At 62.3% G+C, this 24,434-nt stretch carries 25 protein-coding genes; 11 read left to right on the top strand and 14 right to left on the bottom strand.

Going from position 1 to position 24,434, the window contains the following annotated elements; genetic code table 11:
• Positions 1–5: 5 nt before the first annotated feature.
• Entirely contained in the window at positions 6–1,010 is a 1,005-nt protein-coding gene (locus tag HK439_RS17140; protein WP_190292737.1) for a P1 family peptidase, read from the bottom strand.
• Between the two features lie 67 nt (positions 1,011–1,077).
• A complete protein-coding gene (locus tag HK439_RS17135; protein WP_235987982.1) occupies positions 1,078–1,656 on the bottom strand; it encodes a flavin reductase in 579 nt (192 codons plus the stop codon).
• A gap of 290 nt (positions 1,657–1,946) precedes the next feature.
• On the opposite strand from HK439_RS17135, the gene HK439_RS17130 reads away from it, so the two are divergent.
• From HK439_RS17130 to HK439_RS17110, 5 genes are all read left to right on the top strand, one after another.
• Positions 1,947–3,050, top strand: coding sequence for a branched-chain amino acid ABC transporter substrate-binding protein (locus tag HK439_RS17130; protein ID WP_328804189.1), 1,104 nt, complete (start codon positions 1,947–1,949; stop codon positions 3,048–3,050).
• 150 nt (positions 3,051–3,200) lie between these two features.
• Positions 3,201–3,710: a L,D-transpeptidase gene (locus tag HK439_RS17125; RefSeq protein WP_190292736.1), complete on the top strand. Its 510-nt coding sequence runs from the start codon at positions 3,201–3,203 to the stop codon at positions 3,708–3,710.
• Positions 3,711–3,753: 43 nt separating this feature from the next.
• Entirely contained in the window at positions 3,754–4,041 is a 288-nt protein-coding gene (locus HK439_RS17120) for a GIY-YIG nuclease family protein (RefSeq protein WP_190292735.1), read from the top strand.
• Between the two features lie 456 nt (positions 4,042–4,497).
• The gene (locus HK439_RS17115; protein WP_190292734.1) at positions 4,498–4,863 is read left to right on the top strand and encodes a CidA/LrgA family protein; all 366 of its coding nucleotides are present in this window, start codon (positions 4,498–4,500) and stop codon (positions 4,861–4,863) included.
• Positions 4,856–5,575, top strand: coding sequence for an LrgB family protein (locus HK439_RS17110; RefSeq protein WP_190292733.1), 720 nt, complete (start codon positions 4,856–4,858; stop codon positions 5,573–5,575). Before HK439_RS17115 ends, HK439_RS17110 begins: the two co-directional genes overlap by 8 nt.
• A gap of 6 nt (positions 5,576–5,581) precedes the next feature.
• On the opposite strand, the gene HK439_RS17105 is transcribed toward HK439_RS17110, so the two are convergent.
• From HK439_RS17105 to ftrA, 4 genes are all read right to left on the bottom strand, one after another.
• The gene (locus HK439_RS17105) at positions 5,582–6,364 is read right to left on the bottom strand and encodes a hypothetical protein (RefSeq protein WP_190292732.1); all 783 of its coding nucleotides are present in this window, start codon (positions 6,362–6,364) and stop codon (positions 5,582–5,584) included.
• Between the two features lie 203 nt (positions 6,365–6,567).
• Positions 6,568–7,788, bottom strand: a complete 1,221-nt coding sequence (locus HK439_RS17100; protein ID WP_190292731.1) for a vWA domain-containing protein — start codon at positions 7,786–7,788, stop codon at positions 6,568–6,570.
• A gap of 335 nt (positions 7,789–8,123) precedes the next feature.
• Positions 8,124–9,062, bottom strand: coding sequence for an AAA family ATPase (locus HK439_RS17095; RefSeq protein ID WP_190292730.1), 939 nt, complete (start codon positions 9,060–9,062; stop codon positions 8,124–8,126).
• A 122-nt stretch (positions 9,063–9,184) separates the two neighbouring features.
• The gene (gene ftrA, locus HK439_RS17090; RefSeq protein WP_209011895.1) at positions 9,185–10,198 is read right to left on the bottom strand and encodes a transcriptional regulator FtrA; all 1,014 of its coding nucleotides are present in this window, start codon (positions 10,196–10,198) and stop codon (positions 9,185–9,187) included.
• Positions 10,199–10,278: 80 nt separating this feature from the next.
• Between ftrA and HK439_RS17085 the strand changes: the two genes are divergently transcribed.
• The 3 genes from HK439_RS17085 to HK439_RS17075 all read left to right on the top strand — a co-directional run bounded on the left by HK439_RS17085 (position 10,279) and on the right by HK439_RS17075 (position 11,533).
• Positions 10,279–10,698, top strand: a complete 420-nt coding sequence (locus HK439_RS17085; protein ID WP_190292728.1) for a rhodanese-like domain-containing protein — start codon at positions 10,279–10,281, stop codon at positions 10,696–10,698.
• An 89-nt stretch (positions 10,699–10,787) separates the two neighbouring features.
• Positions 10,788–11,132, top strand: coding sequence for a c-type cytochrome (locus HK439_RS17080; RefSeq protein ID WP_190292727.1), 345 nt, complete (start codon positions 10,788–10,790; stop codon positions 11,130–11,132).
• A 128-nt stretch (positions 11,133–11,260) separates the two neighbouring features.
• Positions 11,261–11,533 (top strand): usg protein, encoded by a 273-nt coding sequence (locus tag HK439_RS17075; protein ID WP_190292726.1) that lies wholly within the window; start codon positions 11,261–11,263, stop codon positions 11,531–11,533.
• 8 nt (positions 11,534–11,541) lie between these two features.
• On the opposite strand, the gene HK439_RS17070 is transcribed toward HK439_RS17075, so the two are convergent.
• Together HK439_RS17070 and HK439_RS17065 are read right to left on the bottom strand one after the other, a co-directional pair.
• Entirely contained in the window at positions 11,542–12,360 is an 819-nt protein-coding gene (locus HK439_RS17070; protein ID WP_190292725.1) for a tRNA1(Val) (adenine(37)-N6)-methyltransferase, read from the bottom strand.
• Positions 12,360–12,599, bottom strand: a complete 240-nt coding sequence (locus HK439_RS17065) for a DUF2007 domain-containing protein (RefSeq protein WP_190292724.1) — start codon at positions 12,597–12,599, stop codon at positions 12,360–12,362. The genes HK439_RS17070 and HK439_RS17065 overlap by 1 nt, the downstream gene beginning before the upstream one ends.
• A gap of 163 nt (positions 12,600–12,762) precedes the next feature.
• On the opposite strand from HK439_RS17065, the gene HK439_RS17060 reads away from it, so the two are divergent.
• Positions 12,763–13,779 (top strand): polyprenyl synthetase family protein, encoded by a 1,017-nt coding sequence (locus tag HK439_RS17060; RefSeq protein WP_190292723.1) that lies wholly within the window; start codon positions 12,763–12,765, stop codon positions 13,777–13,779.
• A gap of 39 nt (positions 13,780–13,818) precedes the next feature.
• On the opposite strand, the gene pcp is transcribed toward HK439_RS17060, so the two are convergent.
• The 3 genes from pcp to HK439_RS17045 all read right to left on the bottom strand — a co-directional run bounded on the left by pcp (position 13,819) and on the right by HK439_RS17045 (position 17,259).
• Positions 13,819–14,487, bottom strand: a complete 669-nt coding sequence (gene pcp / locus HK439_RS17055) for a pyroglutamyl-peptidase I (RefSeq protein WP_190292722.1) — start codon at positions 14,485–14,487, stop codon at positions 13,819–13,821.
• 70 nt (positions 14,488–14,557) lie between these two features.
• Positions 14,558–15,433: a 4-(cytidine 5'-diphospho)-2-C-methyl-D-erythritol kinase gene (locus HK439_RS17050; protein ID WP_190292721.1), complete on the bottom strand. Its 876-nt coding sequence runs from the start codon at positions 15,431–15,433 to the stop codon at positions 14,558–14,560.
• A gap of 23 nt (positions 15,434–15,456) precedes the next feature.
• Positions 15,457–17,259: a tetratricopeptide repeat protein gene (locus HK439_RS17045; RefSeq protein WP_190292720.1), complete on the bottom strand. Its 1,803-nt coding sequence runs from the start codon at positions 17,257–17,259 to the stop codon at positions 15,457–15,459.
• A 276-nt stretch (positions 17,260–17,535) separates the two neighbouring features.
• Between HK439_RS17045 and ppdK the strand changes: the two genes are divergently transcribed.
• On the top strand, positions 17,536–20,202 hold the full coding sequence (gene ppdK, locus HK439_RS17040; RefSeq protein WP_190292719.1) for a pyruvate, phosphate dikinase: 2,667 nt from the start codon (positions 17,536–17,538) through the stop codon (positions 20,200–20,202).
• Between the two features lie 11 nt (positions 20,203–20,213).
• Complete coding sequence (gene meaB / locus HK439_RS17035) at positions 20,214–21,179, top strand: methylmalonyl Co-A mutase-associated GTPase MeaB (protein WP_190292718.1); 966 nt, start codon at positions 20,214–20,216, stop codon at positions 21,177–21,179.
• Here the strand turns inward: meaB and HK439_RS17030 are convergent.
• The 3 genes from HK439_RS17030 to HK439_RS17020 all read right to left on the bottom strand — a co-directional run bounded on the left by HK439_RS17030 (position 21,176) and on the right by HK439_RS17020 (position 24,129).
• A complete protein-coding gene (locus tag HK439_RS17030) occupies positions 21,176–23,455 on the bottom strand; it encodes a putative bifunctional diguanylate cyclase/phosphodiesterase (RefSeq protein WP_190292717.1) in 2,280 nt (759 codons plus the stop codon). The two genes, meaB and HK439_RS17030, sit on opposite strands and share 4 nt — an antisense overlap.
• Positions 23,456–23,630: 175 nt before the next feature.
• The gene (locus HK439_RS17025; RefSeq protein ID WP_419247596.1) at positions 23,631–23,822 is read right to left on the bottom strand and encodes a JAB domain-containing protein; all 192 of its coding nucleotides are present in this window, start codon (positions 23,820–23,822) and stop codon (positions 23,631–23,633) included.
• Between the two features lie 76 nt (positions 23,823–23,898).
• Positions 23,899–24,129 (bottom strand): helix-turn-helix transcriptional regulator, encoded by a 231-nt coding sequence (locus HK439_RS17020; protein ID WP_038145517.1) that lies wholly within the window; start codon positions 24,127–24,129, stop codon positions 23,899–23,901.
• Positions 24,130–24,434 lie beyond the last annotated feature (305 nt).

Below are 24,434 nucleotides of genomic sequence, written 5' to 3'. Positions count from 1 at the left end.
GTGAATTACCGCTTGAACCGCGATTGCCAGGTCGGGACCGGATCGTCCGGGGCTGCCTGGGCGTGATAGATGCCGCGGGCAATGGCGCGGGCAAGGCAGGAGGCTGCCGCCGCACCGATCTGGACCATGTCCTCCAGGCCGCGTTCCAACTTTCTCCGGCCGGTCGACATGGCAAAGACCAGGTCGCCGTCGAGCGGCGTGTGGGCCGGCCACAGGGCGCGGGCCAGGCCGTCATGGGCCATGACCGCCAGCCGTTTGGCTTCGGATTTTGTCAGCACCGCATCGGTTGCCACCGCCGCGATGGTGGTATTGGCGCCAGCCTTGAGCCCGTCGAGCTTGGTTCTCACCGAAACGGCTTCCGGGGGCAGCGGCTGGGGCAGGCCCAGGCCGCCGAACTCATTGCCGATCTCGAAGGGGGAGGCCCAGAAATGGGCCGTATCGCCCACGGTGCCGCGGCCGAGCGCGTTGACGGCAACCAGCGCGCCGACGGTGACGCCGTTGTCGAGGACCTTGGAGGCCGAACCGAGACCGCCTTTCAGGTTGGCCGTGGTCGCACCGGCTCCGGCCCCGACGGAGCCCAAGGCGAAGTCCTCGCCGACGTTGTCGAGGGCGGCGCGGCCGAGATCCCGGTAGGGCGCGGCCTCGCCCCAGCCCTTGTCGCCGCCGTTGAGCAGATCGAACAGGATGGCGGTCGGAACGATGGGCACGCGCACCGGGCCGACGGCAAAGCCGCGTCCGAGTTCCGCAAGCCGCCCCTGGACGCCGGCTCCGGCATCGAGGCCGAAGGCGGATCCTCCGGCAAGGACGATCGCATCCACCTTGTCGACGGTTTGTTCCGGTTCCAAAAGGGCGATTTCCCGCGTGCCCGGCGCGCCGCCGTGGATGGCGACGGAAACGACCGCGGATTCGTCGGGCAGCAGCACCGTCGCGCCGGATTTCAGAGCCGGGTCTTCGGCATTGCCGACCTTCAGGCCGGGGACATCGGTGATCAGGTTTCTGGGGCCGGGCATGATGGGTTTGTGCTCGAAACGGATTGTTTCAAATCACTCTAGCCCAGACTGCGGCGAATGTTGGGAATTATTTCGAGACGCTGTGATAGCCGCGGCGAATGTAGACCAGCGACCGGTCCTCATCGCTCATGCGCACATCGGCGACTGTGCCGATGATGACCGAATGAGTGCCCATCTCGGTGATGCTGAAGACCTCGCAATCGATGCTGAGGCTCGCGTCCTTGAGGCCGGGGCATCCGGTGGCGAGCGAGGTCCAATCGGCCATGGCGAACCGGGCGTCCATGTCCAGATTGCCGCGCCCGGCGAAGGCGTCGGAGAGCGCCTGGTGGTTCGGCTGCAGCGTGTTGACGCAATAGACCCGGTTTTTCAGGATCGCGGCATGCACCCGGCTTGCCCGGTTGACGCAGACCAGAATGCTGGGCGGATCGTCGGATACCGAACAGACCGCAGAGACGGTGGCCCCGAGCCGGCCCGCCGGGCCATCGGTGGTCAGGATGTGGACCGCGGTGACGATCCGGCTCATGGCCTCGCGGAAATGGGCGCTGTCGAGCGGCGCATAGCTGTCCCCCGGTGCGCCTGCCTTCGAGGGGGCGTTTCCAGCGCCGCTGCCGGCTGCCTTAATCGTAACTGCGGTCTTTGAGGCCAAAAAGAACTTTCCTTTCCGTCGTTCCCCAGGGCGGTCGAATTCTCCCGGTCAACCGCCGTATGAGGGGAAGCTCATGAAAGAATATAGGTTTGAATTGGTGAAGGACACGTTTTTGCGAAGGCAAAATATCGGGAAAACGACAGGACGCGCGTCTTCTTAGGTGTCAGGTAGGGGCGCTTTAGGTCAGGCGCGTGCGCTCTATTCCCGAATATGACAGAAAATATATTCAAAACCGTCGTTTGCATCGTGTACCAATTGGTTGTGACTGACAGGGAAAGCTGAAGCGCCAGATGATGAAGACGTGGATTTTGGCAGGTGTGGCGGCAATCGCCGGCGTGGCCGCAACCGGAGCGGCCCGGGCCGATATGGTGATTGCGACCGCCGGTCCGATGTCCGGCCAGTACGCCCTCTTCGGCGAGCTGATGAAGGCCGGGGCCGAACAGGCCGTTGCCGACATCAACAAGGCCGGCGGCGTCAACGGTGAGAAGCTGGTTCTGGAAATCGCCGACGATGAGTGCGACGCGGAAAAGGCCGTTGCAATTGCCAATCAGATGGTCGGCAAGGGCGCCGTCTTCATGGCGGGCCATTTCTGTTCGGAGCCCTCGATTGCGGCAAGTGCCGTCTACGCCAAGGAAGGCATCATCGAGATGTCGCCCGGCGCGGGCAATCCGAAATACACCGACGAGCGGCCCGGCCCCGGTATTTACCGCCTGAGTGCGCGGGACGATCAGCAGGGGCGGACAATCGGCGATTTTCTGGCGCAGAATTACAAGGGCAAGAACATCGCGATCCTCCATGACAGTTCCGTCTACGGCAAAGGACTGGCGGATGCGGCCAAGGCGGTCATGAACGACGCCGGCGTCTTCGAGACGCTCTATGAAGCCTACACGCCCGGCGAAAAGGACTATTCCCAGCTGGTTTCCAAGCTGAAGGCGGAATCCGTCGACGTGCTGTTTATCGGCGGCTTTCCGGCGGAAGCCGGCCTGATCAAGCGCCAGATGGTGGAGCGCGGCATGAAAACGGTGCTGGTCTCCGGCGAGGCGCTTCTGTCCGACGAATACTGGGCGATTGCCGGTCCGGCGGGAGAGGGCACGCTGGTCACCTATTACCCAGATCCGCGCAAGATCGAGGCGGCCCGGCCGGTGATCGCGGAACTCGAGAAAGCCGGCAAACCGTCCGAGCGCTACGCGCTTGCCACCTATGCCGCGATCCAGATCTTCGCCCAGGCCGCCGAGGCAGCCGGAACGACAGATTTCAAGGCGCTGGTCGGCGCGCTTGATAGCGGTAAATTTTCCACGATTCTCGGACCGGTCTCCTTCGACGACAAGGGCGATTCGTCCTTGCCCGGCTATGTCTGGTACGAGTGGAAAGACGGCAAATACGATTACAAATGACCGCTCTTCGGAGGCGTTGAGCGGCAGGTGCCAGACTGCAATCGTCACGGATCGCGATCTTAACCTTTTGGAAAGAATTTGCCGCGGGGCTCTTTTCTTTGTCCGCGCACGCAATAGCATTGTTGCAGATGACCCGAGTGTGGATCTGTCATGCGTATTGCTCTGGTGTTTTCAGCCGTTCTGGTTCTGTTTGTCAGTCTCGTTCCGAGTGTTTCCGATGCAGCGGAACTGGTCGGGTTCCAGAATCGCGGCTTCCGGCCCGGCACCATTGTCATCAAGAATTCCGAAAAGCGGCTCTATCTGGTTCTCGGCGGCGGCCGGGCGATCCGCTACAAGGTGGCGGTCGGCAAGCGGGGCAAGGTCTGGACCGGCCAGACCTACATCGACGGCAAATACGTCAAGCCGGCCTGGTCGCCCTCGGCGGAAGTGCACCGCGACCATCCCTCCCTGCCGGACGTGATTGCGGGCGGTGCGCCGAACAATCCCATGGGTGTCGCGGCGCTGACGCTCAACGGCGGCAAATACGCCATCCACGGCACCAACCGGCCGGGCTCCATCGGCCGCGCCGTTTCCTACGGCTGCATCCGCATGGCCAACTCCGACATCACCGACCTGTTCCAGCGCGTCGGCCTCAGAACGCCCGTGATTGCGGTGCCTTGAGGCGATTATTTGTTTAAACGGAAAACAAGCCATAGCTTTCGACATGGCTTACTTCGTCTACATCCTCGCAAGCCGCAAAAATGGAACCCTCTATACCGGCGTGACCAATGATCTGGCCCGCCGGGTTTGGGAGCATCGGGAGAAACACACCAGCGGATTTACAAGTCGCTATGGCGTGTCTTTGCTCGTCTACTATGAAATCCATGAAGACGTCACGGCGGCGATCCACCGGGAAAAGCGCATCAAGAAATGGTCCCGGGCGATGAAAATTCGGATGATCGAGACCATGAACCCGGACTGGGAAGACCTTTATGAGACGCTGAATAGCTAGCGGCGAGGTGGATTGGATCACCCGGACTTCGCCGTGTGATGACGCAGCATGTGTAGCTAGCTGCTGCCATATCCACGGTGTCATTGCCCGGCGAAGTCCGGGCAATCCACTCGCGTTGTCGCTAATGCGAAACAAGTCGGCTTTCCTGCCGCTTCTCCCCGCAGGCGAAACAATTTGACGCGGGGGCGGCGTGTAGTTTCGCATTCTAGTTTCACTAAATTGAATGTAATGGTTTGGCGTGTTCGATTCGGCACGGGTTCTGCGTCTGCGACCGGATCGACCGACGTTTGAAGACAACCGGGCCTTGCCCGGTTTGGAAGGCCTGCCTTTGCCGGGTGCCCCCAAGTCCGGTGAGGGTGGGCTTTCGTCTTTTCGGCCGGCTTAGCATTTCCCCGCGCTTGCCTTGGGCCTCCGGCCGTTTCACTCTTCGTGAAAACAGTTGGCCGGGGAGCAGCCATGATTTTCTATCTCACCTTGATCTTTGCCTGCCAGCTTGCGGGCGAATTGCTGAAGGCCGCGCTGAACCTGCCAGTGCCGGGACCGGTGATCGGCATGGTGATCCTGTTCGCCGGGCTTGTGGCGAAGGGCGGCATTCCGGACGGGCTGGCAAAGGTCGGCGACGCCTTCCTTGGCAATCTGTCGCTCTTGTTCGTGCCCGCAGGTGTCGGCGTGATGCTGCATATCGCCCTGATCGGCAAACAGGCGCTCGCGATCACGCTTGCCCTGGTCGGCAGCACTCTGGCGACCATCGCAGTGACGGCCCTTGTCATGAGTTTTCTGGGCAGGGGCGATGCGGGCCAAACGGAGAAGACCGATGGGTGAGGGCCTGCGCGACATCTGGGTCTATCTCGCCGCCAGCCCGCTGCTGGCGTTGACCCTGACGCTTGCCGCCTATCAGATGGGCTTCTGGATCTACCGGAAGGGCAGGCTCAATCCGCTCCTTAATCCGGTGCTGATTGCCGTTGTCGTGCTGGTTGCCATCCTGACGGTGACGGACACGGCCTACGCGACCTATTTCGAGGGCGCGCAATTCGTTCATTTCCTGCTCGGCCCGGCAACCGTGGCGCTCGCCCTGCCGCTTTACCGGCAGATCGAGCGGGTGCGCAAATCGGCGCTGGCAATCACGGTCAGCCTGCTTGCCGGGTCCCTCACGGCAATCGTCAGTGCCGTCGGCATCGCATGGGCCTTCGGGGCGACAGACGAAATCCTGGTGTCGCTGGCGCCGAAATCGGTGACGGCTCCGGTTGCCATGGGGATCAGCGAACAGCTCGGCGGCCTGCCGTCGCTCACCGCCGTTCTGGTCATCCTGACCGGCATCCTCGGCGCGGCGCTCGGACCGCTCTTGCTCAATCTCCTCAGGGTGAAGGACATGGCCGCCCGCGGGCTTGCGATCGGCACCGCCTCCCACGGTATCGGCACCGCGCGGGCCTTGCAGGTCAGCGAGGTCGCCGGCGCCTTTTCCGGCCTGGCCATGGGGCTGAACGCGCTGGCAACGGCAATCCTGCTGCCGCTGTTGTGGAACTGGCTGTTTTGAACGGACCTATCTTGCGACCTTGCATTCCGGCGATTTGGCCATCTGCTGCAGCCGCGCCAGGGTTTCGCCGTCCTTCGGAAAGAAGCACTTGTCGACGGCCCCTGCATCGTGGGTGACCGGGATGCAGGCCGCGCTCCAATAGCCGAGGGCCGCTCCGATGGCCTCCTTGGAACATTGCAGGGCGATATGCCAATAGGCATCGCAATAGCCGTTGCAGGATCTTTCGACGAATTCGCACAGCCGGTACCGCCAATTGTAGCGCTTGTCAGACAGGTCGTAATTCTTGCAGTCGCGGATGGCGGGTACGCAGAGTGTGCTCCGGCATTGCTGCCGGTTTTCAAAGGAGCGAGGGCCGCTGAGTGCCGGCGGCGTAGCCGTTGGTGCCGGCGCCCCGAGATTGGGGAAACTCCAGCTGTTCATCGCAGAACGGATCTGCGGCTGGAGAACGTCAGTTCGTTTCGCCGAATAAAGGGCCTGCAGGACATAGGTCTTGCCGCCCTGGCTGGAGGCGGAGACATAGGAGTGGAACAGGACGCCATAAGCCTGACCGGTATATTCCCGCGTCAGCGCCGGAATGCCGGAAACGTTGCCCGGCGACTCCTTGCGGAACTGCTGATACGGCATGCCGCGCTGGCTCATGGACTGGGTGAAATTGTTCAGAACCGCGCCAAGATCCGTACTGGCTCCGTCATAACCATAGATTTCGATGAACGCATCGCGCTCGGGCGAAATGCATCGGCGCAGCATCTGCCCCTGGCTTTCGACCGACCATCCCGGCGGGCAGGTCATGCCGACTTCCTGTGCCCGGGCTGTGCCGGACAGGTTCAACGCAACAAGAAGGATAAGAACAAGTCCGGCGCCTGATGAGGCAAGAGTTCGAAAAGCCCACATGAGGGTATGGTCCGCTTGACTGAATACTGCTTTCGTCAAGATGAGCTCGTTGGTCGCAAGCCGGAATGACTTACGTCAATCACGTCGCAATCGGATCTGCTTCAGCCTGCTTTCAACCACCGGCGCGGATCGGTCTCAAAAGTCGCGCCGCCATCGCCGCTGAGCGCCTTGACCAGATCGGCGACGGCGTCGAGCGAATGGGCGGCGCGGAATTCGTCCACATGGGGCAGCATGGCGCGGATGCCTTTTGCTTTCGCCTGAAAGCCGTCGAAACGGAGCAGCGGATTGAGCCAGATCAGCCGGCGGCAGGAGCGGTGCAGCCGATCCATTTCCCGTTCCAGATCCTCGTCCGTATCCCGCTCCAGCCCGTCGGTGATGAGCAGCACGGTCGGGCTGCCGGAAAGCACGCGGCGGGACCAGACCCGGTTGAATTCATGGAGCGCGGTGGCGATGCGGGTGCCGCCGGACCAGTCCTCCACGCCCTCGCTGCAGGCTTCCAGCGCCTCGTCCGGATCCTTCATCCGAAGCTGGCGGGTAACGTTGGTCAGCCTTGTGCCGAACAGGAAGGTGTGCACGTCGCGCCGTTCCTCGGTCATGGCGTGCAGGAAATGCAGGAGCAGGCGGGTGTACTGGCTCATGGAGCCGGAGATATCGCAGAGCGCGACCAGCGGCGGGCGCTTTTCATGGGCGCGGCGGAACTTCAGGTCGATGATGTCGCCGCCGGCGCGCATGGAGGCTCGAAGCGTCCGGCGCGGATCGATCCGCCCGCGCGCAGCCGGCTTGAGCCGCCGCTGTCGGATCTTGTCCAAGGGAATTGCGAGTTCTCGCAGCGCCTGCTTGGCGGCCGCGATCTCGTCCGCCGTCATCTGGGCGAAGTCCTTGGTCTGCAGCAGTTCTTTGCCGGAGACGGTGAACTTGGCGTCGACCTCCACCTGCGGCCGGGTTTCTTCATTCATGCGCTCTTTGGACGCCTGGAAAGCCTGGGAGACGCGGGTCTGGCCGGCCTTGGGCTTTTCCGGTGCGCCGCGCGGCGGGGCGACGGGCGACAGGATCGCCAGCATCTTTTCGACAAGCCCGCGGCTTTGCCAGTAGATGCGGAAGGCCTCGTCGAACAGCACCCGGTGCTCGCGCTTGCGCACGAACACCGCATGCAGCGTCCAGTACAGATCCTCGCGGCTGGAAATCCCGGCAATCTCAACGGCCCGCACCGCATCGACCACCGTCGCCGGCCCTGCCGGCATGCCGGCCTTGCGGAGCGTGCGGGCGAAATGGACGATGTTGTCGACGATGCGGCCTTCGGCCTCGGGGGAGAGGGTGGTCATCGATGCCTCCCATTTTCACCAAAAGCCTGAAGGTGTGGCAGAACTTTTCCCTTCGCACCCTTCTCCCCCCTTGAGGGGGAGATGTCACCGAAGGTGACAGAGGGGGGTAACGAAGTCTGCCCCATACGCCAAAGCTTCCCTTTGCCGAGAGACCACACACCCCCCTCTGTCCGCTGGCGCGGACATCTCCCCCTCAAGGGGGGAGAGGGGAGCAAGTGGCTTGCTCGTTCGCGCATTTGCCTTGCCCGCTCAGACTGCCGGTATGGCCGGGGATTTCGGCTCAAGGGGGGAGAGGGGTGCAAGTGGCTTGGGCGTTCAAGCATTATCTTACCCGCTCAGACCGCCGGCATGGCCGGGGATTTCGGCTCTTCCTTGCGGATGTCCTCAATGATCTGGCGGGTCTTGGAGCCGCGCACGCGCTCAATGTCGTCCTGGTATTTCAGAAGAACGCCGAGGGTATCGGAGGCGAGGTCCGGATCGAGCGCCATGGCGTCGAGTTCGCTGAGCGCCGTGGCCCAGTCGAGGGTTTCGGCAACGCCCGGCTGTTTGAACAGGTCCTCGTCGGCGCGCAGCTTCTGGACGAAGGCGACCACTTCCTGGCTGAGGCGTTCGGCGGCGCCCGGCACCTTGCGGCGGACGATCTCCAGCTCGCGTTCCGCATCCGGATAGTCGACCCAATGGTAGAGGCAGCGGCGTTTCAGCGCGTCGTGGATCTCGCGGGTCCGGTTGGTGGTGATGACGACGATCGGCGGTTCGGCGGCCTTGATCGTGCCGAGTTCGGGAATGGTCACCTGGTTGTCGGCAAGCACTTCCAGCAGGAATGCCTCGAAGGCCTCGTCCGCCCGGTCGAGTTCGTCGATCAGGAACACCGGTGCGCCGTTGATATGGGGTTCCAGCGCCTGCAGGACGGGGCGCTTGATCAGGAAGCGTTCGTCGAAGATCGATTTGGACAGTTCCGTATGGTCGGTGTCGCCGGCGGCTTCGGAAACGCGGATTTCCACCATTTGGGCCGGGTAGTTCCATTCATAGACGGCAGACGCCACGTCGAGGCCCTCGTAGCATTGCAGGCGGATCAGGTCGCGGCCGAGGGTTTCGGACAGAACCTTGGCGATTTCCGTCTTGCCGACGCCGGCCTCGCCTTCCAGAAACAGCGGGCGCTTCATGCGCAGGGACAGGTGCAGCACGGTTGCCAGCGACCGGTCGGCCACATAGCCGGCGCTTTCCAGAAGCGTCAAGGTCTCGTCGATGGAAGCGGGCAGGGGATGTTGGGTCATCAGGTATCGCTCGTCTGGCTTTCCGGATTTTCTGTCAGCTTAGGCTAGGGGCCTGACCCTATGTACACTTTCTGCGGTACGCCCGAAAGGCAACTCTCCATCTTTGGGGTAGCCGATATGTCTCAGGAGTGAGCCAGACCGCGGAACTGTTTGCGGTAGCTGGTCGGCGTGATGCCGAGTTCCCGTCCGAAATGGTGGCGCAGGTTGGTGGCGCTGCCGAACCCGCACCGGTCGGCGATGCGGTCAACGGTCTCCGTTGTCTCTTCCAGTAACTGGCGGGCGCGGCGCAGCCGTTCGGCAAGCAACCAGCGGGCGGGCGTGGTGCCCGTTACCGCCTGAAACCGGCGCAGGAAGGTGCGCTCGCTCATGCCGGCGCGGCGGGCCAGGTCGTAGATGGTCCAGGGTGCTTGAAGGTTCGCGCGCATCTCATCGAAAAGGGGACTGAGGCGGGATCCTTCGTGCGGCTGGGGAACACCCAGCTCGGAATATTGCGCCTGTCCGCCGTCGCGGTGGGGCGGCACGACAAGACGCCGGGCGACGGAATTCGCGGCCGCCGTGCCATGGTCGCGGCGGACCAGATGCAGGCAGAGGTCGATGCCGGCCGCACTTCCGGCAGAGGTCAGTATCCGGCCTTCGTCGACGTAAAGCACGTCCGGCACCACCTCCAGTTCCGGATGGCGTTTCTGCAGGGCCTCGGTGTAGCGCCAGTGGGTCGTCACTTTTTTCCCGTGCAGCAGGCCGGTGGCGGCGAGCACGAAGACGCCGGAGCAGATCGACAGCAGCCGGGCGCCGTTCGCATGGGCGGCCCTCAGGGCGTCGACCAGAACCCTGGGCACCTCTGCGTCCGCCGAGCGCCAGCCGGGCACGACGATGGTGCCGGCCCGGCTCAACACCTCAAGGCCGCCATCGACGCCAATCCGCAGACCGCCGGGCGCACGGATATCGCCCTTATCCACCGAAGCGACCGCGAAGCGGTACCAGCCGTCGCCCATTTCCGGCCGGGGCAGCCCGAAGACTTCGCAGGCGACACCGAATTCGAACAGGCACAGTCCGTCGTAGGCGAGGGCGACGACGAGCGGATTGGGTGCGGTTACGGGGCTTTGCGGGTTTGGCATGATTTTTACGATAGATGGCAATCCTGCCAGCGGTCAATTGCCCGTACTCCGGCTAGGTTTCCCGCAACCAGACACAACAGTTCTGATTGAGGAGACATTTCATGAGCGTTGTCAGCATGATACCGGCGGCGGAGCCGCAAGTGGCCATGGATCATTTCAAACACCGGCTTTCCGTCGAAACCGATTGCGATGATGTGGCGACAGCCCTGCGGAGGGGAGAACAGGACTTCGTGCTCTTGCATGTGGTCGGAACTCCGGAGGCCTATGGACGGCGTCACGTTCCAGGTGCCCTGCATCTGCCTCATGCGGGGATCGATGCCGCGCGGATGGCGCAGTGGGCAGAAGGCTCGCTGTTCGTCGTTTATTGCGCCGGTCCCCATTGCAACGGTGCCGACAAGGCGGCGCTGAAGCTGGCCAAGCTCGGACGGCCGGTGAAAATCATGATCGGCGGCCTGACCGGCTGGGACGACGAGGGCCTGCCCTTTGCTACGGGAAAGGAACCGGGCTCGATCAACGGGTGAGGGCAGACCGGAAAACTCGTAAAGGTCCGTATGGTTCTGTTATAACGCCTTCCCTATAAAGGGTTTCGACGCGATCCGGGGAGGGAACCATGCAGCGCAGGCTTTTGATGGCAGCGACCGGTGTAATGACGATGCTGGCGTTGCAGCCGGCCTCGGCGGCAGACTATCCGACCGATCCGATTTCCATTGCCACGGGCCTGGAACTGGCGGAAATCCATTGTGCGGCCTGCCATGCGGTCGGCCGGGACGACGAGAGCAAGCTCAAGGGGGCGCCGGCGTTCCGGGACCTGTCGAAACGTTATCCACTGGAGGATCTGGAAGAAAGCCTCGCCGAAGGGATCGTCACCGGTCACGAAGGCATGCCTGAATTTTCCTTCAGCGCCGATGATATCGACGATTTCCTGGGCTATCTCACGTCGATCCAGACCAAGTAGCCGGTTGGCAGCACTCTCCGGATTATGCTGCTAAGTCTATGATATAATTCATTAAATTGACACGAATTAAGAACTCGCTAACCTGATTGCGTGGACACTTTTTCATCGTGAATGAAAGTGAGGCAATCATGAAGGTTGGTTCGGATTTTCAAAAGCGCATCCTCGGCTACGGGTTGCTCACGGCCGAGATTCTCTACCGGCTTCCCGATCATCCAAAGTTCCTGCAAAGCTTCCTGTGGCAAACGGAAGACCTTGCACCCCATTTCCCGGAACTGAAGAGGTTTCTGGGCTTCTGGGAGAAGGAAATCGATGGCCGGATCCACTCGGTGAGGATTGCCCATCAGGATCTTCTCGAACCGGTCGACTACCGCTACGCCAACGGCGAAATCATGGTTCACTAAAACGCAGACTAGCTGCGATTGGTGAGGCCGAGGCCTTTGCCGTCGCGCATCACGGCGCGGGACTGGTCGGTGAAATCCGAGCCATCGCCCTTGTGCAGGACAAACCCCGGCTGAAGCTGCAGCGGCGCCTTGCTGGCGCGGATGGCGCGGATCAGGATGCGGGTTGCCGGAGCGTCGGGACGCGGGCGTAACGGGATCACGTCGATGGCACCGAACCGGCCGGTGAGAACGTCGAGCAGTTCCCGCAGGCCGTCGGCCCGGAAGATCACCGTCAGGCTGCCGCCTTCGCGCAGGATGTCGGTCGCCGTCTTTGCCCAGGGTTCCAGGCCGCGGTCGTCCAGCATGTGCGCGCTTGCCCGGGCGGAGGCCGGAGATGCGCGGAAAGATCCCGGCGGATAATAGGGCGGGTTCATGATGACATGATCGGCCATGCCCGGCGTCAGACCCGATGCGTGGCGTTCGCTGCCCTTGGCGGTGATGTCCGCCTCAAGCATCCTCACCCGGCCTGCAAAGGCGGAATTGGCAGGGTCGTTCAAAGCGTCGCGGGCAAGGCCAAGCACCAGCGGGTCGATCTCGACCAGGGTGACGGTGATATCGGCCAGCCGGGCGGCGGCACATAGGCCTGCAGTCCCCACACCTGCGCCCAGGTCCACGACATGGCCTTTGGTGCCCTCGGGCAGGGCGGCGGCCAGATAGACGGCATCCAGTCCCGCCCGGTGCCGGCCCTTTTTCGGCTGGTGCACGTGGACGAAGCCGCCGAGGAAGGCGTCGCGGGTGGTTTCCTGCGCGGGACCGGTCTCGTCCCTGTTGTCCGGGATGTCGGTCATCAGAAGGTGGACGGGTTGTCCGAACGCAATTCGTGGGCGAGGCCTGCGTCGATGATCAGTTGCCGCGCACGTGCGATCTGGTCGCCATCGACGAGCACCCGGCGCGGGATCATGCTGATCGAGCCTTCCAGGATGCTCATATTGTCGTCCGCAACGAAATACCGGATACCGGCTTCCCCGAGGAGCGATTCCAGAAAGGAAATGAGCACGGGATCGTTGGTTCGCAGGAGTTCTTCCATTCTGACCTTGTCAGTTTGTGAAGTTGCGGCAGGCCGCAACGCTGTTAAAAGTCAGCAAAACCCGCCGCCGGGCCGATTTCAACCCCTGGCGACCGATTGCTCCCTTGCCCAAGGCTTATCGCCGCCATATTGTCCGCACAACAAGAAAACAGGAGTGCCTTTGGTGGCCGTTGTCGCATCTTTGACCGACCGTAAATCCGTTCAACCCGGTATCCAGTCGCTCGTCGACCTGGTTTCGGGCGGCATGGAACAGGTAAATCAGATCATCCTGTCGAAGGCCGGATCCAATGTGGAGCTGATTCCGGAAATCGCCAAGCACCTGATTTCCTCCGGCGGAAAGCGGCTGCGCCCCATGCTGACGCTCGCCTGCGCCGACATGTTCGGCTACCAGGGCGACGGCCACGTGACCCTGGCGGCCAGCGTGGAGTTCATGCACACCGCGACGCTGCTCCATGACGATGTGGTTGACGAAAGCGACATGCGCCGCGGCAAGCTCGCGGCGCGCAAGTTGTGGGGCAACCAGGCAAGCGTGCTGGTGGGCGACTATCTGCTCGGCCAGGCATTCAAGATGATGGTCGACGTGGGCTCGCTCGAAGCCCTGCGCATCCTCTCCGAAGCCTCGGCGATCATCGCGGAAGGCGAGGTGATGCAACTTGGCGCAGCCAAGGACATTGCCACGACGGAAGCCCAGTACCTGAAGGTGATCGAGGCCAAGACGGCTGCCCTGTTTGCGGCGGCCGCCGAAGTCGGTCCGGTGGTGGCCGGCGAAAGTGCCGAGATGAAAAAGGCGGCCCGAAGCTACGGCATGGAACTGGGCCTGGCCTTCCAGCTGGTCGACGACGCTCTCGACTATGGCGGCTCCAGCGCGGATCTGGGCAAGGATGTCGGCGACGATTTCCGCGAAGGCAAGATCACCTTGCCCGTCGTCTTCGCCATTCAGCGCGGCGACGACAAGGACAAGGCGTTCTGGAAGCGTTGCCTGGAAACCGACGGCATCGAGGATGGCGATCTGGACCATGCCATCGAGCTGATGTCCAGATACGACGCCATTGCCGATACGGTCGAACGCGCACGCAGCTACGGCGACAGCGCCTTGAAGGCATTGGACCGGCTCCCCGCCGGCGCCCACCAGACCGCTCTGGCCGAAGCTGTCGCCTTCTGCATTGCCCGGGTCAGTTAAGCCGATCTACACGGAACCAGTCGCACGTTTACACCTCGCCTAGACCTGCAGCCGCGAGGCCAGCGGGATATCGATGTCCTGAGGGTGCGTGACGATTGCTTCAAGCGCCAGCCGGACACCCTGGGCGGCAGTTTCCGCCGACATGCTGGGGGCGCCGAGATTTTCCGGCAGGGCTGCGATCTGGGGCAGGTGCGGCAGGTGAATCCAGCCGGCCCGCACCGGAAGCCCGGCCGAGGCGATGTGGTGCATGATGCCATAAAAGAGGTGATTGCAGCAGAACGTGCCGGGCGCATCGGAAATGTCGGCCGGAATTCCGCCTTCCCGCATAGCATGAACCATGGCCCGGATCGGCAGATTGCTGTGATAGGCGACCGGGCCGTCCGGCGCGGTCGGCGCGTCCTGCAGTGCCACGCCTGCGTTGTCTTTCAGACCGTAGCGGCTGGAATCGTTGAAGTTCTGGGCAATCCTTTCGACCGTGACCATCGCGCGGCCGCCAAATTCGCCCATCATCACCACCGTTGAGGCCCCGGTTTCGGCCATGGCCTCGCGCACCGCGTCGATGCAGACGAAAAACGCGTTCGGAATGATTCGGGAGATGATGGACGCATTGCCGACCGTCTCGCCGTCCAGCAGCCGGGCGACATGCTCGGCCGGATTGACCGCCGTGTTGCCATAGGCTTCAAACCCCGTCAGCAGGATCGTCTCCATCAGCGGGTCTCCTTTTCCTCATGTCGGTTTGCGTCAGCGATCGAATGATCCGCTTTCGGGTGGACACCCTTTATAGCCTTCCGGCCGCAATCCACCAGTCCGGATGCGCCTCGGCGACAGTATCGGCGATCCGGGTTTCCTTGTCCGTGGCGCAGAGGGCAAAGCAGGTGGCGCCGGATCCGGACATGCGGGCGAACATGACCTCCGGCAGGGCCGTCAGGGCCGCGATCACGGCGGTGATCGCGGGGCAGAGGGTTTCTGCTGCGGCCTGCATGTCGTTGCGCGTGTCCCTCAAGTAGGCGCAAAGCGCATCCAGATCGGCGAAGCGCTCCGGCAGGTCGGGCAGGGGCGGATTATCCCGTGTCGTCATGGCCCGGAATACGGCAGGCGTGGATACGGCTTCCAGTGGATTGACCAGAACGATCCCTGCTGCCGGCATGGCGGGCGCCGGCGCGAGCCGGTCGCCAATGCCGCCCATGCGAGCCGGTTTCCGGTCCAGGCAGACAGGCACATCGGCTCCGAGCGCCAGGGAAAGGTCGAGGCGTTGCCGCCGGGCCAGCGTATGTCCGGTGAAGCATTCCATCAGCCGGATGGCGGCAGCCGCATCGGCGGATCCGCCGCCGATGCCGGAAGCCACCGGAAGGTTCTTTTCCAAAGTCAGGCGGACATCGGTCGCGGCACCGGTCATGTCGGCAAAGCGGCGGACGGCCTTCAGGATCAGGTTGTCCTGGCAGGGTCCGTCAAGGGCGGAGGCAAAGCGGCCTTCCAGGCGCAACTCCAGCCCGTTTGCCGGCTCGAGCGTGAGCCGGTCGGCGATGTCGGGAAAGACCACCAGCGAATCGAGCAGATGGTAGCCGTCCTCGCGCCGGCCGGTCACGTGAAGCGCAAGATTGATCTTTGCCCGGGCGGTTTCGACAAGCGGACCGCCGGTATCGCCTTGCCTCATGAAGCCGGGCCCCTTAAAGCCGGTCAGCCGCCGTTCTTGCTGCCGTCGGCCTTGGCTTCGTCGGCCTGCGCGTCATCAAGACCGTTTGCGATCTTTTTCAGGATCTTCGGCAGTTCTTCGGGTTCCGGACCCAGATCGCGTGCATGGTTCCACTGGAACCGGGCTTCGTTCTTGCGTCCGACCTTCCAGTAGGCGTCGCCCAGGTGGTCGTTGATGACCGGGTCGGACGGCCGTAGTTCGATCGCGCGTTCCAGTTCCTTCACGGCGTCTTCATAATGTCCGAGCCGGTAGTAGACCCAGCCCAGGCTGTCGACGATATAGCCGTCCGTCGGGCGAAGCTCGACGGCCTTCTTGATCATGCCGAGGGCCTCGTCCAGCTTCAGCCCCTGATCGACCAGGGAATAGCCGAGATAGTTGAGAACCAGCGGCTGATCGTTGAACAGCTCGAGCGCCTTGCGGAAGTCGGCTTCCGCCAGATCCCACTTGTCCTGGCGTTCGCGGCAGATGCCGCGGAAATAGAGCAGCAGCCAGTGTTCCTTCTGCAGGTTGCCGTCAAGGGAATCGATGCCCTTGGTGTAGACCGCCTCCGCCTCGTCGAAAATCTTGTGACCGCGCAGGACGTTGCCGAGGGAGACAATCGCTTCCAGTTCGGTCGGGTCCTGCTCGATCAGGGCGGACAGATGCTTTCTTGCCTCGTCAACGCGATCCATCGAATTGTAGTCCAGGCCGATCTGGATTTCCGCATCGCGCTTGAGGGCGGCGCCTTCGGGAACCATTTTCAGAACCTCAATGGCCCGTTCCGGCTGGCCCATGCGTTCCATGAGCCCACCGAGGGTCACGGCCGCGAACTGGGCCTTCGGATCGAGATAGAGGGACAGCTGCAGGAAGGCGGTGGCCAGTTCTTCTGCGCTGTCGCGGCCGATGGCGGCCCCGAGTCCGTAGAGAATTTCCGACATGCCAGCGGCAGGATCGGTCACAACCGGCTGAAGCGGCTGTCCGGATTCAATCAGGTCCTGCGTCTGTGCCAGAAGCGGATGGCCCTTGAGCAACCGGTCGTAGTCTGCAAGCGCCTTGAGGGCTTCGTCCTTCTTGCCGTTGGCGGCCAGTATCCGGGCATAGGTGTCGACCACGCGGATGGCGCCCTGGTCGGCCTTGTAGGCGATCTCGATCTGCTCGAGCGCTTCGTCTTTCCGGCCCGCGGCAAACAGGATCAGGGCGCTGTGGTCGGCCTTGAAGACTTCGAACCAGTCCGGACCCTGCAACTCCGCAATTGTGGCAAGCGCCTTGTCGACATGGCCGGCACCGTAAAGGGCCCAGCCCCGGGCGATCCCGATCGACAGATCGGCCAGCGGTCCGCCCGCATTGGCGTCCAGCAGCGCGGCAGCATCGTCATAGGCGCCATTGCGCATGGCCTCCGCGGCGAGCGTGAGCTGTCCGAGGAAATTCTTCGATCCGGCCTTTTCCAACTCGCCGGCATAATGGGCGGCTTCGTCGACATCGCCGTTCGCAAGCTTCAGGAGGAAAGTGCGCTCAAGCAGAACGGAATTGGTGGGGTCTTCTGCAAGCGCTTCCTCGTAGAAGGCGGCGGCCTGGGAGAAATCCTTTTCGACGCCCGCGAGCCGGCCTGCGAGATAGCTGCCGGACAGGGTGACCGGCAGATCCTTCGGCGTGCCGTAATGGACCTTCGGATCTCCGCCGGTTTCGGCACGGGCCGCGGAGGCCATCGGCGCCATGGCGCCCAAAGCGGCAGTGCCCATCAGCGCAAGGAAAAGAATGCGGATCGGCTTTTTCCGAACTGTCAGCTTCGCGCCGGTGATTTGAGTCATGGAACCTCGCATGCTTGCGGACGTCATAGTCATGTCCGCACGTAGTATAGGGCCGACAATGGCCCGGGCAAGGGAAAGGCCCGAAAGTCCCCGGAAAGTCGGTTGTATGGCCTGAATTGTACGAAACGGATTGGGTCTTGTTGCCGCAGCCTTTGGATGTTTGCCGTCTTATTCAAAAAAAAACTTGAGTCAGCAACCGCGGCATAGCAGGAATGTGCGGCGCAAAAAGCCCGGTGCACAAGCCCCCGCGGCACGACTCGAGACGGAGAACGACTTATGACCAGATGGGTCTACAATTTCGGCAATGGAACCGCAGATGGCGCCGCAGATATGAGAAATCTGCTCGGCGGCAAAGGCGCTAACCTGGCCGAGATGAGCAATCTGGGTTTGCCGGTACCACCCGGCTTTACGATCACCACGGAAGTCTGCACCTGGTATTACGATCACGACAAATCCTATCCGGACGACTTGAAAGCCCAGGTTGAAGAAGCGCTGGCTAAGGTCGGCGCGGTCACGGGCCGCAAATTCGGCGACCTGAAGAACCCGCTTCTGGTGTCCGTCCGCTCCGGTGCCCGGGTTTCCATGCCCGGCATGATGGACACGGTCCTGAACCTGGGCCTGAACGACGAAACGGTGAAGGCGATCGGCGAGGAAGCCGGCGACATGCGCTTTGCCTATGACAGCTACCGCCGGTTCATCCAGATGTATTCCGACGTGGTTCTGGGCGTCGACCACCATGAGTTCGAGGAGATCCTGGAAGAGCACAAGTCGCGGAACGATCTCGGCCTGGATACGGAAATCACCGCCGAAGACTGGGTCGGCATCATCGACAAGTTCAAGGGACTGGTCGAAAATGATCTCGGCAAACCGTTCCCGCAGGATCCGCACGAGCAGCTCTGGGGCGCGATCGGGGCCGTGTTCGGGTCCTGGATGACCCACCGGGCACAGACCTACCGACGCCTCCACGACATTCCGAGCGACTGGGGCACCGCCGTCAACGTTCAGGCCATGGTGTTCGGCAACATGGGCGAGACGTCCGCGACCGGCGTGGCCTTTACGCGCAACCCGTCGACCGGCGAAAAGGCGCTTTACGGCGAGTTCCTGGTCAACGCCCAGGGCGAGGATGTGGTGGCCGGTATCCGGACCCCGCAGGACATTACCGAAAAGGCCCGCATCGAGGCCGGTTCGACCAGACCGTCCCTGGAGAACCTGATGCCGGAGGCCTTTGCCGAGTTCCAGTCGATCTGCGACCGGCTCGAGGCCCATTACCGGGACATGCAGGACCTGGAGTTCACCATCGAAAAGGGCAAGCTCTGGATGCTCCAGACGCGCTCGGGCAAGCGGACCGCCAAGGCGGCGCTCAAGATTGCGGTCGACATGGCCGCCGAAGGTCTGTTGAGCGAGGAGGAAGCGGTGACCCGGGTCGAGCCGGGCGCGCTCGACCAGCTTCTGCACCCGACCATCGATCCGAAGGCGAAGCGGGACATCATCGCAAGCGGTCTGCCGGCCTCTCCGGGGGCTGCTTCCGGGGAGATCGTCTTTACCTCCGACGAGGCGGAGCAGGCGAAGGGGGATGGACGCAAGGTGATCCTCGTCCGGGTCGAAACCAGCCCGGAAGACATTCACGGCATGCATGCCTCTGAAGGCATTCTCACCAGCCGCGGCGGTATGACCAGCCACGCGGCCGTGGTCGCCCGCGGCATGGGCAAGCCCTGTGTCGCCGGTGCCGGCATGGTGCGGATAGACTACCGCAACGGCACGATCAGCGCCGGCGGGCGCACGCTCAACAAGGGTGACGTGATCACCATCGACGGCGCGTCCGGCCAGATCCTGGTCGGCGAGGTCGACATGCTGCAGCCGGCCCTGTCGGGCGATTTCGGGACGCTCATGGGCTGGGCGGACGGCGTGCGCCGGATGAAGGTGCGTACCAATGCCGAAACCCCCGCCGACGCCAAGGTGGCGCGCGACTTCGGCGCGGAAGGCATCGGCCTGTGCCGCACAGAGCACATGTTCTTCGAAGGCGAGCGCATCATTGCGGTGCGCGAGATGATCCTGTCGGAGACCGAGGAAGGCCGCCGCGCGGCGCTGGCCAAGCTCTTGCCGATGCAGCGCCAGGATTTCGCCGAGATCTTCGAGATCATGAAGGGGCTGCCGGTCACCATCCGCCTGCTCGACCCGCCGCTTCACGAGTTTCTGCCGAAATCGGATGAGGAGGTCGCAGAAGTCGCCGGTTCCATGGGTGTTTCCGCCGAAAAGCTGCAGGAACGGGCGCATTCGCTTGAGGAATTCAACCCGATGCTCGGCCACCGCGGCTGCCGCCTGCTGGTTTCCTATCCGGAAATCGCGGAAATGCAGGCACGGGCCATCTTCGAGGCCGCGATCCAGGCGGGCAAGGCGACGGGGGCGCCGGTGGTGCCGGAAATCATGGTGCCGCTGGTCGGCCTGAAGGGCGAACTGGATATGGTCCGCGCCAGCATCGAGGCCATGGCCGCAGCGGTGCAGGCGGAAACGGGCGAAAGCCTGACCTATCAGATCGGCACCATGGTCGAATTGCCGCGCGCCGCCCTGCAGGCTGCCGAGATCGCCAAGTCGGCGGAGTTCTTCTCCTTCGGCACCAACGACCTGACGCAGACCACGTTCGGGATTTCCCGCGACGATGCGGCGTCCTTCCTGGGCACCTACCAGACCAAGGGCCTGCTCGAACAGGATCCGTTCGTTTCCCTCGACCAGACCGGCGTCGGCGAACTGGTGAAGATCGGTGCGGAACGCGGCCGCTCTACCCGGCCCGACATGAAGCTCGGCATCTGCGGCGAGCACGGCGGCGATCCGGCGTCGATCGGTTTCTGCGAGACCGTCGGCCTCGACTATGTGTCCTGTTCGCCGTTCCGCGTGCCGATCGCACGTCTGGCGGCAGCCCAGGCGGCCCTTAAGGCAAGGACCTGAGGGAGGGGGCGGTGAGCCGGCCCTTTCCGGACCTCGACGAGCTGCGCCAGGGGGGCAAGCTTGCCCTGGCGCGGATGCTTACCCGGCTTGAGACCGAGGCCGGTTCGGCGGAAACCGCGCGATTTCTCGATCAGGCCAGCAAGGAACCGGGCGGGCACGTGCTCGGCCTCACCGGTCCTCCCGGCGTCGGCAAATCGACGCTGACGGACGCCCTGATCAAGGCCTTCCGGAGCCAGGGCGAAAGCGTTTCCGTCCTGGCGATCGATCCTTCCTCCCGTTTTACCGGCGGCGCGCTTCTGGGCGACCGGACGCGGCTGCATACGGATCCGGAAGACACCCGTGTCTTCGTCCGGTCCATGGCGGCCCGCGACCGGCTCGGCGGCCTGTCGGACCATGCCATTGCCGCCATTGCCCTGTTGCGGGCGGTCAGTGACCGGGTGATCGTGGAATCGGTCGGCATCGGTCAGTCGGAAAGCGATCTGGTTCAGGCGGCAGATACCATGGTGCTGTGCATCCAGCCGGGATCGGGTGACAGCCTTCAATTCATGAAGGCGGGTGTGATGGAACTGCCGGACCTGGTCGCCGTGACCAAGGCGGACATGGGGCCTGCCGCACGCCGGGCCGCCTCCGACGTGACCGGCGCCCTGTCGCTGACGCGGCCGGACAAGGACGGCTGGAAGGTGCCGGTTTTCGAAGTGTCCGCACGGTCCGGAAACGGCATTGCGGACCTGATCGACGGTGTCGCCGCGCACCGGGACTATCTGGCGGCAAGCGGCAGGCTTCAGGCAAAGCGCGCCGTCCAGCACCGGCAGTGGTATGAGGACATGATCCGCACCCGGTTCGGCACGGCCGGACTCGAGGCTGCGGCAGGTCTGGGGGGAGCGGCGGATCCGTCCGCAGCGCCGTTTTCAGCCTTTCGCGCGGCAGCGGACACGCTTGCCCTGCGGCTCGGCCTGTCAGGACCTTCCGAAGCTTAATATTCCGCGCTTCTGAGCCGCTCGACTTCCAGGCTCTGGTGTTTCATTTCAACCTGTATCTCATGATCTGCCAGGAATTCATCCAGATCCTTCGCGGGAAGCGGATGGGAAATGAAATAGCCCTGCAGCCTGTGACAGCCGTTGGCGGCAAGATACTCTGCCTGCTGCTTTTCCTCGATGCCTTCGGCCACGATGGTCATGCCGAGCGCCTGGCCCAGACGGATGATCGTGCGCACGATGGCGCGCGCTTCCGGACTGTCGTTCATGGCGGAGATGAAATCCTGATCGATCTTCAGGGTATCGAAGGGGAAATGGCGCAGATAGCTCAGGCTGGAATAGCCGGAGCCGAAATCATCCAGCGCGATCTTGATGCCGAGATCCTTCAGGCGTTTCAGGGACTGCAGGGTCTTCTTGTCCCGTCCGGCGAAAACGGTTTCCGTCACCTCGATTTCCAGCCGCTCCGGGTCAAGGTCGAATTCCTCCAATGTGGCGATGACCTTGTCGACGAAACGCGGATGCTTGAACTGGGTCGGCGAGACGTTCACCGAAACGATGATGCCGGGCCAGCGATGAGCATCCCGGCAGGCCCGGCGCAATATCCACAGGCCGAGGTCGTTGATCAGGCCGGTTTCTTCGGCAACGGGAATGAAGCTTGCCGGCGGAACGGCGCCGGTGTTCGGACGGTTCCAGCGGGCAAGCGCTTCGATTGCCACAACCTTGTCCGACCGGCTGTCGCATTGCGGCTGATAGGCGACGTCGAGGAGGTCTTCGTCGACGGCCTTGCGCAATTCGCGCGCAATCTCGTCCTTGGTGCGGACATGCTCCTGCATGGACGGTTCGAAGAAGGACCAGCGGTTCCGCCCGTTCGACTTGGCATCATAAAGGGCGATATCCGCCTTGCGCAGAAGCTCCTCCGCCTCCAGCCCGTCGCGCGGGGCAAGGGCTGCGCCCATGGAGACGCTGACATGGATTTCATCGGGCCCGAAGGACACCGGCTGGACCATCATGTCCTGCAGCCGGCTCATGATCTGTTCTGCCTGCGCCTCGTTCGGGCAATCGGGCAGGAGGAGGGCGAATTCATCGCCGCTGATCCGGGCAACGATACCGTTTTCAGGCAGAACCCGGCGCAGGCGCTCGGCAATGGCGCAGATCACCCAGTCCCCTGCGGCGTGTCCGAGGGTGTCGTTGATGTCCTTGAAGCGGTCGAGATCGAAATAGAGGACCGCGGCTCCCCGTTTCACCACCTGGGGATCGTCCAGCGTGCGGACGAGCAGCTGCTTGAACTGTCTGCGATTCGGCAGACCCGACAGGGGATCGTGCAGCGAGGCGCGCACAGCATCGGCGCGGCTTGAGGCGAGATGCCTGGTCGACTGCCGGATGAACGCCATCACGACGACGGAAAGCCCCACCAGCGCCAGCGCCAGAACGGCCAGAACCGGCGTGATTCTGCTCTGCATTTCCTGGCCGGGCTGTTCGGCCTGCCAATGGATGTGTCCTATGGTCGTTCCGTCCGGCGCCTTCAGGTCGATGGACGGTCCGCCGGGTTCCAAGGCCGGGATCGAATCCAGGACCATGCCTTCCAGCGCGGACACCCTGCCGATTTCCGCAAGCAATTCGCCGTTCAACTGCTTGAAGTTGACCAGAATGGCCGGTGTCGTCCGCCGGGAAACGAGCTTCATGAGCTCGGGCGTAATGGCGGCCACGGAAAACAGGTAGATATTGCCCTTGATCGAAACGAGACCGGTTTCGGACAGGGTATGTTCGTTGATCCGGTAATCGGGGTCGAAGTAGAACAGCCCGCTGGGCAATTCCTTCAAGGACGCGAGATAGCGTTTCTGCACAGCCCTGACCGCGGGCTGCAGGCTGTTGAGCAGATTTCGCGTCACCCACTTCTCATAGACGTTCGGGCCGTCGACGAAGCGGTACTTGCCCTCCTGGTCGAGCAGGAGGGTCCGGGAGAAGCCGTAGTTTTCCTTAAGCCAGAGCGCGACGTTGTGATAGAGCCAGGAGGTGTCGTAGATCGGCCCGGTCGTGATGTAATAAATCGGATCCTTGACCAGGACGCTCGCCTGTTGCCGGGCAAACTGGTCCCGGGTCAGCTGCAGGGTTCCGGTGAGGAGCTGGCGCTGGCTTTTTTCTGCTGCCTGGTCGGAAATATGGGCGGACCAGATCAGAAGCCCGAAGGTGATCGCCACGGCGATCAGCACGACCGCGAACATCGGAATGATGATCGCATTCGCGATCCGGGTGCCATGCCTTTCTTTTGCAGGTTTCATCGGAACTCCAGGGAATATGCGTATAATTATCGCCTGAAGCTGCTAATGAATGCAGAAGGAGGTTAGTTAATAAAATACTTTCCGAAATTGTATTGTTCGTTTTCTCAATGTCTAAAATTACATTAGGTATGGATTGAAATATACGTTGAATTTACGAAGGGGAACTTGCCTTACATCAGATGAGTTGCAGTCCGCGAAAGCTCGTCTCACCGAATTTTCCGACAATGATATGGTCGTGGATCTCCACACCCAGCGGTTTGGCGATGTCGATGATTTGCTTCGTCATCTGAATATCCGCCCGCGAGGGCGTCGGGTCGCCTGAAGGATGATTGTGGATCACCCATTTTAATCTACTATTATATTGAATATGCTATATATTAATACTTTTTGAGAGTAGGTGGGGACGTCGTTCGGGGTATGTAGGTCGTGCTCTAGTATGATCATCACGCTTGATCCTCTACCTGCACGTCGGTTCGAGCCAAAACACGGCAGTTCACTTTGTTCTTTTCGTCCCAGGCATCGAGCTCGCTCTCAGGATAGAGTACCGCTTTGCCAATCTTGACGAACGATGGACCAATCTTCATGGATCTCCAGTTCCGCAGGGTTCCGGGCGAAACTGTTCCGCGATAGCGCTGAGAAACCTCCTCGGGTGTAAGAAATCTGTTGTCTGCCATGATGGTCTCCTCGCGTTGGGTACCACGCGGTGACTGGGTGACTAGATGCGGCAGCGTTCTTCAGTCACGGTCAGCGAGCGTCTAGGCTGTTCGTTCATTTGCGGTCACGGATGAACATGCGCCCTCTTAAAAAGCGGAGAAAGCAGAAAACTACTATCGTAGGGTTGGCGGTTAGTCCCGGCTAAACATCGGTGGGTTTGCTGATCGGCGTCGATCTATGATTTGTCAGAGGAGGATGCTCTGAAACGAGCTTCCCATCTGGCCCCCAGTGTCGTGACAATCAATACATGCAGAAAGTGACGCCC

The organism is Roseibium aggregatum, assembly GCF_014692675.1.
GTDB classification, from domain to species: Bacteria; Pseudomonadota; Alphaproteobacteria; order Rhizobiales; family Stappiaceae; genus Roseibium; species Roseibium aggregatum_C.
This window is presented reverse-complemented; position numbering and strand designations above follow the sequence as displayed.